Annotated in this window: 9 protein-coding genes and 1 pseudogene; all 10 read right to left on the reverse strand. The window is 62.9% G+C overall.

Annotated features, from left to right (window positions below; translation table 11 throughout):
• Positions 1-23 precede the first annotated feature (23 nt).
• The gene (locus K5R88_RS20475) at positions 24-1,025 is read right to left on the reverse strand and encodes a serine/threonine-protein kinase (protein WP_226298268.1); all 1,002 of its coding nucleotides are present in this window, start codon (positions 1,023-1,025) and stop codon (positions 24-26) included.
• Positions 1,022-1,750: a PP2C family protein-serine/threonine phosphatase gene (locus tag K5R88_RS20480; protein ID WP_008030650.1), complete on the reverse strand. Its 729-nt coding sequence runs from the start codon at positions 1,748-1,750 to the stop codon at positions 1,022-1,024. Before K5R88_RS20480 ends, K5R88_RS20475 begins: the two co-directional genes overlap by 4 nt.
• On the reverse strand, positions 1,750-5,289 hold the full coding sequence (tssM, locus tag K5R88_RS20485) for a type VI secretion system membrane subunit TssM (protein ID WP_008038087.1): 3,540 nt from the start codon (positions 5,287-5,289) through the stop codon (positions 1,750-1,752). Before tssM ends, K5R88_RS20480 begins: the two co-directional genes overlap by 1 nt.
• 13 nt (positions 5,290-5,302) lie before the next feature.
• Positions 5,303-6,178, reverse strand: a complete 876-nt coding sequence (gene icmH, locus K5R88_RS20490; RefSeq protein ID WP_008030654.1) for a type IVB secretion system protein IcmH/DotU — start codon at positions 6,176-6,178, stop codon at positions 5,303-5,305.
• 5 nt (positions 6,179-6,183) lie between these two features.
• A complete protein-coding gene (gene tssK / locus K5R88_RS20495) occupies positions 6,184-7,515 on the reverse strand; it encodes a type VI secretion system baseplate subunit TssK (RefSeq protein WP_008030656.1) in 1,332 nt (443 codons plus the stop codon).
• Positions 7,516-7,517: 2 nt separating this feature from the next.
• A pseudogene (tssJ, locus tag K5R88_RS20500) lies at positions 7,518-8,017 on the reverse strand (type VI secretion system lipoprotein TssJ).
• Between the two features lie 5 nt (positions 8,018-8,022).
• Entirely contained in the window at positions 8,023-9,219 is a 1,197-nt protein-coding gene (gene tagH, locus K5R88_RS20505) for a type VI secretion system-associated FHA domain protein TagH (protein WP_008030658.1), read from the reverse strand.
• 17 nt (positions 9,220-9,236) lie between these two features.
• Complete coding sequence (locus K5R88_RS20510; protein ID WP_008030659.1) at positions 9,237-9,377, reverse strand: hypothetical protein; 141 nt, start codon at positions 9,375-9,377, stop codon at positions 9,237-9,239.
• Positions 9,378-9,470: 93 nt separating this feature from the next.
• Positions 9,471-10,988 (reverse strand): sigma-54 interaction domain-containing protein, encoded by a 1,518-nt coding sequence (locus K5R88_RS20515; protein WP_008038096.1) that lies wholly within the window; start codon positions 10,986-10,988, stop codon positions 9,471-9,473.
• Positions 10,989-10,998: 10 nt separating this feature from the next.
• Complete coding sequence (tssH, locus tag K5R88_RS20520; RefSeq protein ID WP_223415122.1) at positions 10,999-13,641, reverse strand: type VI secretion system ATPase TssH; 2,643 nt, start codon at positions 13,639-13,641, stop codon at positions 10,999-11,001.
• Positions 13,642-13,646 lie beyond the last annotated feature (5 nt).

Consider the following 13,646-nt stretch of genomic DNA (forward strand, 5'->3'; position numbering starts at 1 on the left):
GCTCCCTGTTCGGTAGTCATCCGTTACGCCCGAAGTCGCAGACGTTGCAGCAAAGACAAAGTGGCGCCCATGGCGTCACGCAGTTGTGCGGCGGTGATCGTTCGATCGGCCGCATCGAATGCCAGCGCCGTTCGCAGGGCTGGCCAGCAGTGTTTCGGTAGATTTTTCGGGGCGTGCAGCTCGCGTTCCAGGTGTTCGTCACGGGCCTGGGTCGAGGGCAAGCGGCGGAACGGGTGTTTGCCGCCCGCCAATTCGTAAAGCACGCAGGCCACGCCGTAGACGTCGGCGCTGGCGGACATCGGCTGGCCTTCGAGCAGTTCCGGTGCGGCATAGCCTGGGGTCCAGGCGTTGAAGCGGTCGCGGCTCAGGTGTGGCAGGCCGGGCAGGATGCCCTCCTCGGCCTGGCCCAGACCGAAGTCGAACAGACGCACGCCTTCTTCGCTGAGCATCACGTTGCTTGGCTTCATGTCGCCGTGCAGCACGCCGCGCGCGTGGGCGTAGGCCAGTGCGTCGAGCAGCGGCAGCGCGATGTCGCGCAGTTCTTTCCACGGCAGGCCGAGTGGCCGTTCGCAGAGCAGTTTGTCCAGGGTCAGCCCACGCATGAGTTCCATGGTGATGAAGGCACGCTGGCAATCGGTGTCCACTTCAAAGGTGTGCGGGCGCAGCACGTTGTTGTGGCGCAGGCGTCGGGTCAGGGCGAACTCGCTGTAGAGCAAGGCGCTGGCGTCCGGCGATTCGGCAAATTCTTCGCTGAGGATTTTCAGCGCGATGTAAGGGTCGGGATCGCCGAACTGTTCGCTCAGCAAGTCCCGCGCACGGTAAACCGCGCCCATGCCACCGGCACCGAGCAGACGCTCGATGCGGTAACGCCCTGCCAGCACGTCTGGCAGTTCACCGACACTGGCCCTTGTCGGCGCCAACGCGGGCTCAGCTTGATGCGACTTGGCAAACGCAAAGTAAGTCAGGTTATTGGCTTGCTCTTCGCTCATCAGCAGGTCGTCGAGCGGCGGCATGAGTTGGGTCATTGGCGGATCACCACGGCAGTCAGGTTGTCCCGGGCCGAACCACGCAGCGCGCCGTCAAACAGACGCTCAAGCGCGACATGCGGCGCGGTCAGGCTCAGGGCGCTACCCAAGGCATCGCTGCTCAGCCCGTTGTACAAACCATCGCTGCACAACAGAAACGCATCGCCGGGGTAAACCTCGAGTTCGAGCACGTCCAGCGTCAGTTGCTCGGCCGCCCCGACCGCACGGGTCAAGGCATGCGCGGCGGGATGCGCGCTGGCGTCTTCGACGCTCATCTGTTGCTCGTCGATGAGTTGCTGTTGCAGCGAATGGTCCTTGGACAGCTGATACAAACGCTGGCCGCGCCACAGGTAGCAACGGCTGTCGCCGGCCCAAATGCAGGCCGCGCGATTGCCTTCCACCAGCAGCGCCACGACGGTGCTGCCCATGATGCTGTCGTGGCGCCCGGCGGTGACGGTCAACTCCTGACCCAAGCGGCGGTTCAGCCAGTGCAGGCACTGGCGAATACCTTTGAGTCGTTCGTCGAAGTCATCCTGCGCCGGCAACTCCGCCAGGCTGGCGACGATCAACTGGCTGGCAACGTCGCCGCCCTGATGACCGCCCATGCCGTCCGCGACCACCCACAGCCCCTGCTGCGGACAGTCAAGGAAAGCATCTTCGTTGCGCGCCCGAACCTTGCCGGCATCGGTGCGCGCAGCGCTGCGCCAGGAACTGGCAACCAGCATCAGAGCTGCACCGGCATACGGAAGGTGCGCAGCACGCCCATGTCGAACGGGTTCGGCGTGCGCTGGCTGGTCAGCAAGTAGTTGGCGCGCAGGCCACCGACGTCCGCCTTCAGCACCAGCACGTCACGACCGCTGAGGTACTCGGTCTGCATCAGGTCGAACAGACGGAACAGCGACCACGGGCCGGAGTTCTTCTCGATGCCGATCGGGCGGCCCGCCATCTTGTCCATCACCAGGCTGGTGCGCCCGTCTTCAGCATCGGTCGGCCATTTGAACGACACCGGCACAATCGGGCCGTGACGGTATTCGATGGTCTTGTCGCCGAACTTGAACTCGGAACGGCTGACGGCCGGGTCGAGGGTGTACGGCTCCAGTTTGAACTGCACTTGCGGTTCCGCCGGGTTGATCGAGAAGAAGCTCTGGCGGATCACTTGGGCCGCGGCCATCTGGTCGAGGTAGACCTTGGAGATCGGCATGCTGTGACCGTCAATGCTGCGCAGACGGTAGTTGCCTGGATCGCCACTCACGAACGGACGCATGTAGGTATCAAAGAAGCGATCGGCAATGCCCTGCGCCTTGAAGAACTCGCGGAAGTCGCTGATCGCCACGTCGCTGGTGCTGTGGGCGCTGAACGGGTAGCGCTTGTTGATCGCCTTGCCGTAAAAGCTATACAGCTCGCTTTGATAACGCTGGTTCAGGTACTGGTAGGAATCGTTGAGCACCAGACGCCAGGTGTCTTCGGCCAGCACGTTGAACCACACGCTGACCGGGCGCGGCAGACGGTTCGAGGCATTGCGCAGGTTGCTCAGCGCATCACGCTGGCCGCTCATGCGGGTCTTGGCCATTTCGAACGCGGCCTGCTCCGGCGCACTGGCGCGCGCAAGGCTCGACAGTTGCATTTGCAGGTCGTTGAGCGCCGTTAGCGCCGGGGTCAAATCAGCGGCCGGGCCGTTGTTGTCATCCAGCAAACGGTGCAGCGGTTCGAAGCGGCGTTGCAGGGATTTCTTCGCGGTGTCCGGCAGGTTTTTGATCGCCGCCATGTCCGAAGCTTTGTCCGCGGCGGCAGACGCCAGTTTGCCCAGCTTGCCCAACTTGCCTTTCTGCTCGCCCAGTGCGGCAGCGGCATCAGCCGCTTGATCGACCGCCTCGGCTTCTGCCGGGAACCGGGTGTTCTCGCGCACTTCCACCAGCAGTTGCAGCACCGGCGAGTTGGCCGAGGTCAGGCCCGCCAGTTGCTCGGCGCCCTCACTGAAATCGCTGATCGGAGGCAGTGCAACCTGGCCCACGGCTTCGCTCCAGAAGTTGGCGTAGTCGCGGAAATACAGCTGCTCCAGTTCGACCATCAGGCGACGCAAGTCCATGCCGCTGATGCCCGAACCTTCGCCCAGCACCCAGTTGTCACGCAGGATATCGGTGACCAGCGCACTGCCCTGCACCGAGAAATACTGCTGATAACCCTGCTGGGTGTAGAAGCCCGGGATCACGTAATCGGTGCCGACAAACAGCGCACCTTGCGGGCCCAGGTGTTGGCTCAAACGGTATTCCGGCAGGTCTCGGGCCTGCTCGCGCAGCATCCGGTAAACCACGTTGGCCAGCGACTCGCTGCGCAATACCTGACGCGCCTGAGCCACCAGTTGATCGTTCAGCGGGTAGATAAACGGAAGCTTGAGCAAGCGCTCGAAGTGCGTGTTCAGACCGTTCTGCACCGCCGTGTTGCCGGCGTAACGCAGGGACCAGTCAGTCGCGACCCAATCCTTGAGCCACACCGCATCGCGGCGGTCTTTCATGTTCAGCATCAGGTACGCGCGCAGGCTGTTGAGCAGGCGTTCGCGGTCCTTCATGTTGGCGCGGATCTGCCCTTCCAGCAGGGTCGCGACCTTCGGCAGCAATTGCTTTTCGAGCTCGCGCTCGTAAGCCGCCTTGACCACCGGGTTGACGTCCTCACCCTGATACAGACCGCCACGCTCGTGGTAACCCACGTCGCCCTTTTTCGGAAACACCTGGGTCGCTGCGTAGCTGGTGTCGAGGGTCTTCAGCACCGCCATCGAATCATCACGTGCGGTCAGGGCCGAGCGCTGTTGCGTCCAGGTTTGTGCCAGGTTGCGCAGGTTTTCCAGGCGCTCATAGTTGGCCGAGAAACCGCTCGCCCACAGCAGGCCGAACAGGCCCAACGCCGCCAACGCACCGACGTACAACGCACGCTGGCCCCAATGGATGCGGCTGCGTTCACGCTTGTCCAGACCGGCCAGATCGGCCTCAGGGAAAATCACACGGCTGAGCAAATGGTGAATGAACCGCGAACGGCCGCTGCGCAGGGTCGGCAATACGCCGGAATTGATCCCCAGATTGGCGCCGATGCCGGCGGTGGTCTGGTCCATTTCCTGGGTCAGGTGCGGTGCGCTGGTCAGGTAGAAACCGCGCAACTGGCTGACACGCTGGTAACGGTTGCCGGTAAACGCCATGTCGACGAACAGGCACAGGCGCTCGCCGATCTGCCCCAGTTGATGCGGGAAATCGAGGATGCGGCCACGGCGCTGGGTGTCGCGCTCCTGGTGCATGCGCATGATCACCTGGCTGTTCAGGCGACGCAGCAGCTCTTCGAACTCGGCGCGCAGCACGGTGACGTCGGTGCCGCTCTGCTCTTTGCGGAAGCTGGTGCCGAGCACCTGATCGCTTTCTTCGCGGGTCAGCTGGTCGAAGAACTCGTCGAAACCGAGCAACTGGTCAGCCTTGCTGAGGACCAGATAGATCGGCACATCGACGTGCAGTTTCTGATGCACGTCTTGCAGGCGCGCACGCACCTGACGCGCCAGCGTCTCCAGATCCTGCTCGTTAGCGCCCAGCAGCAATTCCACGGGAATGGTCACCAGCACGCCGTTCAACGGACGGTTGCGACGACGCTTGCGCAGCAGGTCGAGCAAAGTGCTCCAGGCGCTGCCGTCGACTTCGGCATCCGCCTGGGTCAGGTAACGTCCGGCGGTGTCGATCAGCACACCGTGGTCGGCGAAGTACCAGTCGCAATGACGGGTGCCGAGGGTGTCGCGGGTCAGTTTGCGGTCGATCTTGTTGATCGGAAACTCAAGGCCCGAGAAGTCCAGCAGGCTGGTCTTGCCGCTGCCCTGCGGGCCGATCAGCAAGTACCACGGCAAATCGCTGCGCCAGCGCTCGCTGCGGCCGCGATAGAGGCTCGAGGTCTTCAGGGTTTTCAGGGCGTCCTTGAAACGCTCCTTCAACTCCTTCTGCTCTTCGTCGATCAACTCTTCACGGCGGATACGATCCTGTCCATCCTCAGTCTCTTCGACCGCTTTCTTGCGCACACCGGCACGCCAGCTGACGAAGACCATGGTCAGGCCCCAGATCAGGAACAGCACACTGATGGTCAGCAGGCGGGAGGTCGAACCTTCCCAGAACTTGTAGTCATCGACGGCCAGCAGCGGCCCGACAAACCAGACCAGCAGCGCGACGAACAGCACCAGCAGCAAGGTCCAGACCCAGGTCTGGCGCACGAACGCGCCGACTTTCTTGAAAAACTTTTTCATCACACGTCCCTGTTTACGGCTGCGACAGCGGCTGGGCCGCGGCGGAATCCAGCGGCTGATAAGGTTGCAGAACGGTGTCGCGCTGCTCGCCCAAGACCCAGGCGAACCCCGAATACATCACCACCAGGCAGACCACGGTGAACAGCACCACCATCCACGCCGGCACGATGCGCACCAGGCTGCGACGCTGGTCGTTCAAGCCTTCCCAATGCGGCGACAGTTCACGCGGCACGTCGCCGCGCAGCTGACGAATCTGCCGATACAAGGCGTCGCGGATGCCTTCGAGTTCGAGCATGCCGCGCGCTTGCACGCGGTACTTGCCTTCGAAACCGAGGGACAGGCACAGGTACATCAGCTCCAGCATCGGCAGGTGCTTGACCGGGTTTTTCGACAGGCGATCCAGCAGCTGGAAGAACTTCTCGCCACCGAAGGTTTCGTTGTGGAAGCTGCTGAGCAGGCTCATCTGCGACCACTCGCTTTCGTTGCCCCACGGCGTGGTCACGACGGCTTCGTCGACCACGGTGCAGAGCACGTAACGCGCAGCCATCACCTGGCTGCTTTCGGCGCCGTTGTGCAGCGCGCGCACTTCAAACAGTTTCAGCCCGGCGGTCAGGCGCTCGTTGAGCGCGTACATGTCTTCGCGGCTGTCGCTGTGCTTGAGGCGAACCACTTCCGACAACAGGTCGGAACCGGCGGCCACCAGCGAATTGAGGCTGATGTTGAAGGTCTCTGCCGGGCGCAGGCGCGCGGCGTAGATCATCCGCTCTTCGAGTTGTTCGAAACGCGGCGGTGCGGCGAAGTCGGTCAGCGGACTTTGCGCCGGGCCGTGGCCCTGGCGGTCGAGCAAGACGGTTTTATCGTCCTGATGGTGTTCCATGTCCTTGATCATGTCGGTCAGTTCCTGATGGCCCAGAATTTCAATTCAAGCTCGGCGAATTCGCCGGACACGTGGAACGCGAAGCCGCCGGAGCGCTCCAGTTGTGCCAGGTCTTCGGAACTGAGTTCGAGAATGAAATAGGTTTTGTTGGAGTGGAACGCGATCTGCCGTGGGGCCACCGGCAACGGTTTGACCTTGATGCCCGGCAGGTGCAGGTTGACCAGTTGGCGGATGCGCTCCACCGGGCCGACCTTGAGGTGCGCCGGCAAGCGGTGGCGCAGTTCTTCGGAATCGCAGTTGGCACTGGCCGCGAGCACGAACGACGCCGAGCCCAGCAGTTTGTGGTCGTGCAACGGCGAGACGATGATCCCGTACTGACGCGCTTGCAGGACCAGTTCGATGGCGTGCTGTTCGAGCACCATCGACAGCACCTGACGGATCGCTTCCATCAGTTTGCGGAAGCTCGCACCCTGGTCGCTGTGCTGGTAACGGCTGTCCAGACGCGGGCGCTTGCTGTCGCTGGAGAAGGTCGCCAGATCACCGAGCATGGTCAGCAGCGTGCGGTACAACTCTTCCGGGTGAACCTGTTCCAGACCGAGGTAGTGACGCAGCAGCAGCTCGGTGCGGTTGATCAGTTGCAGCATCATGAAGTCGCCGACTTCCGCGCCACCGACCTTGCCGTTGGAGCGGATGCGCTCGGCGATGGTGTCGCCCCGGTGACCGAGCATGCTGATCACTTCTTTCAGGCACGACAGCAAATAGCTGGAGGAATGCGCCTGAATGTAGGTCGGCACGAAATCCGGATCGAGACTGATCACGCCGTCGGGCGTGGTGTCGAGCACGTCGCAGATCTTCAGCTTCACGTAGGCCTGATCGCTCTGCTGCTCGCCGAGCAACAGTTTGAAGTCCGGGCGACCGCAGCTGACCTGGCTGGCGGAATCGTCGCCGGCGTTGGAGTCGGCCACTTCCGCTTCGTACGCGGTGTAGCGCGCCAGCACGTCGGATTGCTCCGGGCGGCGCGACTCGATGTGGTTACCGGTGACCAGCGGCAACGCCAGGTAAATCGGCGTGTTGCCGGTGTTCGGCGGCACGTCCAGCGCCAGTGGCTCGGTGTTGCCGCCGAGTTCGAACAGGCTGCCGTCCGGCAGAATCCCCGAGGCCTGGCTGATCACCAGTTTGCCCATGTTGAGGAACTGCAAATCGATGTCGAGATTGAGGAAACCCCAGGTGTAACTGCCCAACAACTGCGTGCGGGTTTTCATCTGGTGGTCGTAGTAGCGATCGTTGTGCTGGAAGTGCTGCGGACGCAGCAGCATGCCTTCCTGCCAAATGACTTTATGGGAATTCATGATCAGTCATCCGCCTTGGCGAGCTTTTCGTTGCTGTTGCGAATACCGGCCTGGTCGAGGGTCAGGTCAGCCTCGGTGACTTCCAGCGGGGTGACTTGCACCGTGTAGCGCCATTTGGTTTCCGGCAGGTCGCGGTAGGCCGCGAGGATCCCGACGTAACGGCTGCCCTCCTCCACGCTGAGTTTCAGCTCGATGGTTTCGCCCGGGCGCAGTTCGAGTTCTTCGCTGGCCACCAGGTCTGGGGCCAGGGATTCCTTGGCGCGCTCGTACAGGCTGAAGAAGTCGGCGTTCTCGAATGTCACCGGGTGCTTGAGCTCGAACAGACGCACGACAACCGGCGACGGGCGCCCGTTGAGGTCCGGGTTCAGCTGATCGCTGCCGGTGAGCTTCAGGTTGACCTTGGTGACTTTGGAATACGGCGACAGCGACGAACAACCGGCCAGCAGCACCAGCACCGCGAACGCAGTCAGCATCTTGAAAAAGCGGTCGAGCAGCGAGACATGCGCATCATCCTTGGTGGTCGGTGTGAAGGGTGGAAATCAGGCGGATCTGTTCTTCGTAGGCCTGAGCGAAGTCGCGGGCCAGCAGGCGTTCGCTCCAGTCATCGTCCTGACGCAGGGCCTGGTGATAACGACCGTACGCTCTCCAGCGGCTGCCGGAGGTGGCCAGCAACGGCTTGTTGTCGCGCTCGAAACGCAGGGTCAGTTGCTGCGGCGAGAAGTGTTCCAGCGTGCCGCGAACGGCGGCGCGGCTGGCGGTCAGCAAGGCCACCTGATGTGCCTGCAAATCGCGGAACGCACGGGAGATCGACTGCTCGGCCGGCAATTGGCCCGGCTTGTTCGGCTGCAACAAAATGCCCAGCGCTTCACCGGCATCGACGGCGAATTTCAGCGGGTTCTTGTTCGTGCCTTGCACGGTGGTCTGGGCCAGACGCAGTTCGTTTTTCAGTTCGCTGCGGGTGCGCAGGCTCTGCTGCAAACCGCCGACGCTTTGCTTGAGCAGGCGTGCCGCGTTCAGCGCCAGGGCTTCGCGGGCGTCGTGGTCGAGGCCTTTGAGGTCCACGCCCAGCGCTGCACCGAAGTGCTCCCAGAAACCTTCGCTCTGGCGCTCAGGCGCTTTTGCGACAGGGCTTGGCGCAGGTTCGGCGGGGGCGTTGATCAACTCCGGCACCATCAGGCTTTCCATGTCGATGCGCGCATAGTCGGCGCGCTGACGGGTGTCCTCGATCGTGGTGCTCGGGGTGATCAACTCTTCGATTTCCGAGTACACGCGCTCTTGCTGATCAAGGGCGTTCAGCGGATCGAGGTCAAGGAACGCGTCATCCGGGATGATGCTGCCCGCTGCTTGTGGGCGACCGACTTCGACGTCGAAGGTCGCCGGGTCACGCACCAGCCGCGCACGGATCTCGAAATCACCCAGCACGTAGGTGCTGCCATGCTCGATGCGCATCGGTTCGCCCTTGCGCAAGCGTGCGCCGCTCCCGCCATCCTGGACACCGTTGCTGCTGGTGTCGGTCAGGAAGAACGTCCCTTCGCGAAAGCTGATGTCCACATGGTGATTGGACAGGTGGCGCTTGCGGTCCGGGATGATCCAGTCGCAATCCTCGCCCCGGCCAATCACGCCGCCGGCCTGCTTGAAGGTCTTCTGGCACAGCTCCGTGGGCACGAACTGCTTGGTGTTCAGCATTTCGAAAACCAATTCCATGGTGATACTCCTTGCGGTCACTTGCCGCGATTGACCGCCTGCGGATCACCCAATGGGCGATAGGTGTTGTCGTTGAATTTGTAATTGCCGCTGCAGCCGCCAAGGCCGCATAGAACGACGAGGGTCAGCAGGACGGCTTGCCAGTGACGAACAGACATCAGAGGGTCTCCAGGGGTAGACAAAGCACAAAGCGCCGGCCCGTTCGGGCGGCGCTATCAGAAGCGAATGAGGTGAAATCGACGGTCATTTGCCTAGCCATCGAAGTCACCGAGATTGATGTTCAGGCGCCCGAGGCGGTACAGCAGCGTGCGACGCGGCAGCCCGAGTTCGCGGGCAGCGAGGGTCTGGTTGCCGTCGTTTTTGCGCAGGCAATCGAGCAACAGGCTGCGTTCGACCTGCTCCAGGCGTTCACGCAGGTTCAGGCTGTTGTCTTCCGGCACGGCTTCCATGCGCAGGGAGAAATGCTCGGCCAGCAACTCGCCGCCCTCGCACAGCAACACCGCGCGCTCGACCAGGCCTTTGAGTTCGCGCACGTTGCCGGGGAAGGCATAACCGGACAGGTGATCCAGCGCCGCATCGGACCAACGCACCGCATCGCGCTGCAAGAATGAGCAGGCCTTGTCGGCGAAGTGCCGGGCCAGGTCGAGGATGTCGCCTTCGCGCTGACGCAGGGCCGGCAACTCAATCGGGAATTGCGCGAGGCGGTAGTACAAGTCCTCGCGGAATTTGCCTTCGCTGACCAGCACCGACAAATCCCGGTGCGTCGCTGCGATGATGCGCACGTCGATCTTGTGAGTGTCGTTGGAACCCAGCGGGCGGATCTCGCCCTCCTGCAACACGCGCAGCAACTTGGCTTGCAGCGACAGCGGCATGTCGCCGATTTCATCGAGCAACAAGGTGCCGCCGTTGGCCGCGTCGAACAGCCCGGCGCGGTCGCGATCCGCGCCGGTGAAGGCGCCTTTGCGGTAGCCGAACAGTTCGCTTTCCAGCAGGTTCTCGGGGAACGCCGCGCAGTTCTGCACGATGAACGCCTGGGAACGGCGCGGGCCGCAGTCGTGAATGGCGCGTGCGACCACTTCCTTACCGGTGCCGGTCTCGCCGCGCAGCAGCACGGTGTACGGGCTGTGCAGGACTTTGCTGATCAGCGAATAGGTTTCGCGCATGGCCTTGCTCTTGCCGATCAAGCCGTAACCACTGGCACTCGGGATGCTGGCTTTCAATGGCCGTGCATCACCGACCGGCTGACGCAGACGTTGCAGCAGATGCAGTTGGCCGAGCACAAACGACCCCAGTTGCCCGAGGGAATCGGCGAAGCCTTGCAGGTCCATGTGCCGACGACTGGCGCACAGCAACAAACCTTCGACCGCCTTCTGCTGATTGACCAGCGGCACGCACAGCAGCGACTGCCACGGCGTGGCCTGCGGCGGCAGGAAACTGGTTTCGTGCAGGCTGCCGCTCAGTTCGCCGAGGCTCACCACGCGGTTCTGGCACAGGGCGAATTGCAGCAGTTGTTCACCGTTGTAATCCGCCGGCAAGCTTGCCGATTCGCGCGGCTGCAGAATGCCGTTCAGGCACTCGGCGTTCATCCCCAGGCACGTGTGGGTCGCGTCCAGCAGGTACAGCTGCGTCAACTCGCAACCGCTGAGTTCCGCCACCCCGCGCACGAAGTCACCCAGCAGCGCAGCGCCGTCCGCCGCGCGCGACAGGCTGGCGAACTGCGCCAGCAACGCTTCGGCATACACCAGCGGCTGCGGCACTTGAGTGAACATCACACCCACCTCAGGCGAACTCGCAGGTCACGCTGGCGCCACCGTCGAGCGTCGCGTGGACGCGCTTGAGGCTTTCACCGGTTGCCATCGCGTCGAGCAAGCGGTCGGCCACCAGCGGCAGTACGTGCAGGTCCAGCAAGTGGTCGATCAGACGCGCGCCGCTGTCGCTTTGGGTGCAGCGCTCGGCCAGGTGATCGACGAGGTCTTGCGAGTAGGTGAAATCCAGCTGACGACGGTTCAGGCGCTCGCCCAGACGACCGAGTTTGATTTCGATCAGCTCACGCAGCACCGGGCCGCCGACCGGGTAGTAAGGCACCACACGCATCCGCGCCAGCAGCGCCGGTTTGAAGTGCTTGCTGAGCACCGGGCGAATGGTTTCTTCGAGCACTTCGGCAGTTGGCCGTGCACCGTTTTCGCAAAGGTCGCTGATGCGGTCGCTGCCCAGGTTCGAGGTCATGAGGATCAGCGTGTTACGGAAGTCGATCTCGCGGCCTTCGCCGTCGTTGGCCACGCCTTTGTCGAAGATTTGGTAGAACAGGTTGAGCACGTCCGGGTCAGCCTTTTCGACCTCATCGAGCAACACAACGGAGTACGGCTTCTGCCGCACGGCTTCGGTGAGCATGCCGCCCTCGCCGTAGCCGACGTAGCCCGGCGGTGCACCGATCAGGCGCGACACGGTGTGCTTCTCCTGGAACTCGGACATGTTGATGGTGGTGATGAAACGATCACCGCCGTACAGCAAATCGGCGAGGGCCAGCGCGGTTTCGGTCTTGCCGACGCCGCTCGGGCCCACCAGCAGGAACACGCCCACCGGTGCATCCGGTTTGTTCAGGCCGGCAGCGGTGGCGCGCATCGAGCGGTCCAGTGCGTGCACGGCTTGTTCCTGACCACGGATGCGCGTGCGCAGGTCGGTGGCGAAACTGGCGACCTTGGCGTTGTGTTCGCGGGCCAGTTGCGCCAGCGGCACGCCGGTCCAGGCGCTGATGACTTCGGCGACCAGACGCGGGCAGACTTCGAAGCTGACCAGGCGTTCTTTGACCTGAGCATCGGTCAGGGCTTTGTGAGTTTCGTTGAGCGCGGTTTCGAGGGACGCGACGTCATTCACCGTTTCAAGGGTTTCGATCACGGTGCCTTCGGCGTCTTCTTCAACCGTGACGGTCGGTTCGACGGCAGCCGCTTCGCGAGCCTTGGCCAGTTGCTGACGCAGATCCAACAAGCGCTCGGCCAGTTCTTTCTGCTCGGTCCACAGCGTTTCGAGGGCGACCATTTCGTCTTCGGCGGCGGCCAGACGATCTTCCAAAGCATCCAGCGCTTCGTGATCAATCAACAAACCGGCTTCGGCATCACGACGCAGCGCCTGGCGCTGACGGCCCCCTTCAGCCAGTTCGCCACGCAGACGTTCAAGGCTTTCCGGGGCAGCGGCGAGGCTGATGCGAACACGGGCGCAGGCGGTGTCGAGCACATCGACGGCTTTGTCCGGCAGCTGACGGCCTGCGAGGTAACGGGCGGACAATTCCGCCGCCGCCACCACCGCGTCGTCGCGCAGGTAGATGCCGTGGCTCTTCTCGTACACCTGAGCCAAACCACGAAGGATGGTCACCGCTTCGCTGACGGTCGGTTCGTGCAGTTGCACCGGTTGGAAACGACGGGCCAGGGCCGGGTCTTTTTCGAAGTACTTCTTGTACTCCGCCCATGTGGTGGCGGCGATGGTGCGCAACTCGCCACGGGCCAAGGCTGGTTTGAGCAAATTGGCCGCATCGGAACCGCCGGCATTGCCGCCCGCGCCGATCAACGTGTGGGCTTCGTCGATGAACAGGATGATCGGTTTCGGCGAGGCTTTGACTTCGTCGATCACGCCTTTGAGGCGACGCTCGAATTCACCTTTGACGCTGGCGCCGGCCTGCAACAGGCCCATGTCCAGCGACAGCAGCTCGACGCCTTTCAACACTTGCGGCACTTCACCGGCGGCAATGCGCGAAGCCAAACCTTCGACAATCGCGGTTTTACCGACGCCAGCTTCGCCGACCACAATCGGGTTGTTTTTGCGGCGACGGGCGAGGATGTCGACCATCTGCCGGATCGCGCCATCACGGCACAGCACTGGGTCGAGTTTGCCGTCGCGGGCCTGTTGGGTCAGGTTGTGGGTGAAGCGCTGCAGCAGTGATTCGCCCGGTACGGCAGGCTTACCGGTGGCCGGTTGCTCTTTCTGCGACAGGGCAAATTCTTTCAGGCGCTCAATGTTCAGCTTGGCCAGCAACGACTGGTAGCGGCTGCCGGCGTAGCGCATCGGATTGCGCAGCAGCGCGAGGATCAACGCGGCTTGCTCGACCTGGCTCTGGCCCAGTTCAAGGTTGGCCACCAGCAACGCATCTTGCAGCCACTGCACCAGTTCCGGGGCGAACACCGGGTTGCGCGAGGCGCTGTGCTCGACTCGCGATTGCAGCGCGGCGCTCAGCTCACCGGCATCCACTTCGGCATCTTGCAACGCGCGTGCGAGCAGGCCTTGCGGGCGCTCCAGCAGGCCCAGCAGCAGATCTTCGACGAGTATCTTGCTGCCGCCACGGGCGACGCAGCGTTCGGCAGAACTTTCCAGATCACGACGGGTTTCGGCGTCCAGCGCCTGGATAAGTTGTTGCAGGTCTACGTTGATCATTGGTC

The organism is Pseudomonas sp. MM213 (assembly GCF_020423045.1).
Classification (GTDB): Bacteria; Pseudomonadota; Gammaproteobacteria; order Pseudomonadales; family Pseudomonadaceae; genus Aquipseudomonas; species Aquipseudomonas migulae.

Excerpts from the sequence above, each read along its gene's own strand:
- K5R88_RS20475 (WP_226298268.1), bottom strand. The coding sequence starts at position 1,025 with ATGACCCAACTCATGCCGCCGCTCGACGACCTGCTGATGAGCGAAGAG.
- icmH (WP_008030654.1), bottom strand. The coding sequence starts at position 6,178 with ATGATCAAGGACATGGAACACCATCAGGACGATAAAACCGTCTTGCTC.
- tssK (WP_008030656.1), bottom strand. The coding sequence starts at position 7,515 with ATGAATTCCCATAAAGTCATTTGGCAGGAAGGCATGCTGCTGCGTCCG.
- K5R88_RS20480 (WP_008030650.1), bottom strand. The coding sequence starts at position 1,750 with ATGCTGGTTGCCAGTTCCTGGCGCAGCGCTGCGCGCACCGATGCCGGC.
- K5R88_RS20510 (WP_008030659.1), bottom strand. The coding sequence starts at position 9,377 with ATGTCTGTTCGTCACTGGCAAGCCGTCCTGCTGACCCTCGTCGTTCTA.
- tagH (WP_008030658.1), bottom strand. The coding sequence starts at position 9,219 with ATGGAATTGGTTTTCGAAATGCTGAACACCAAGCAGTTCGTGCCCACG.
- tssM (WP_008038087.1), bottom strand. The coding sequence starts at position 5,289 with ATGAAAAAGTTTTTCAAGAAAGTCGGCGCGTTCGTGCGCCAGACCTGG.
- tssH (WP_223415122.1), bottom strand. The coding sequence starts at position 13,641 with ATGATCAACGTAGACCTGCAACAACTTATCCAGGCGCTGGACGCCGAA.
- K5R88_RS20515 (WP_008038096.1), bottom strand. The coding sequence starts at position 10,988 with ATGTTCACTCAAGTGCCGCAGCCGCTGGTGTATGCCGAAGCGTTGCTG.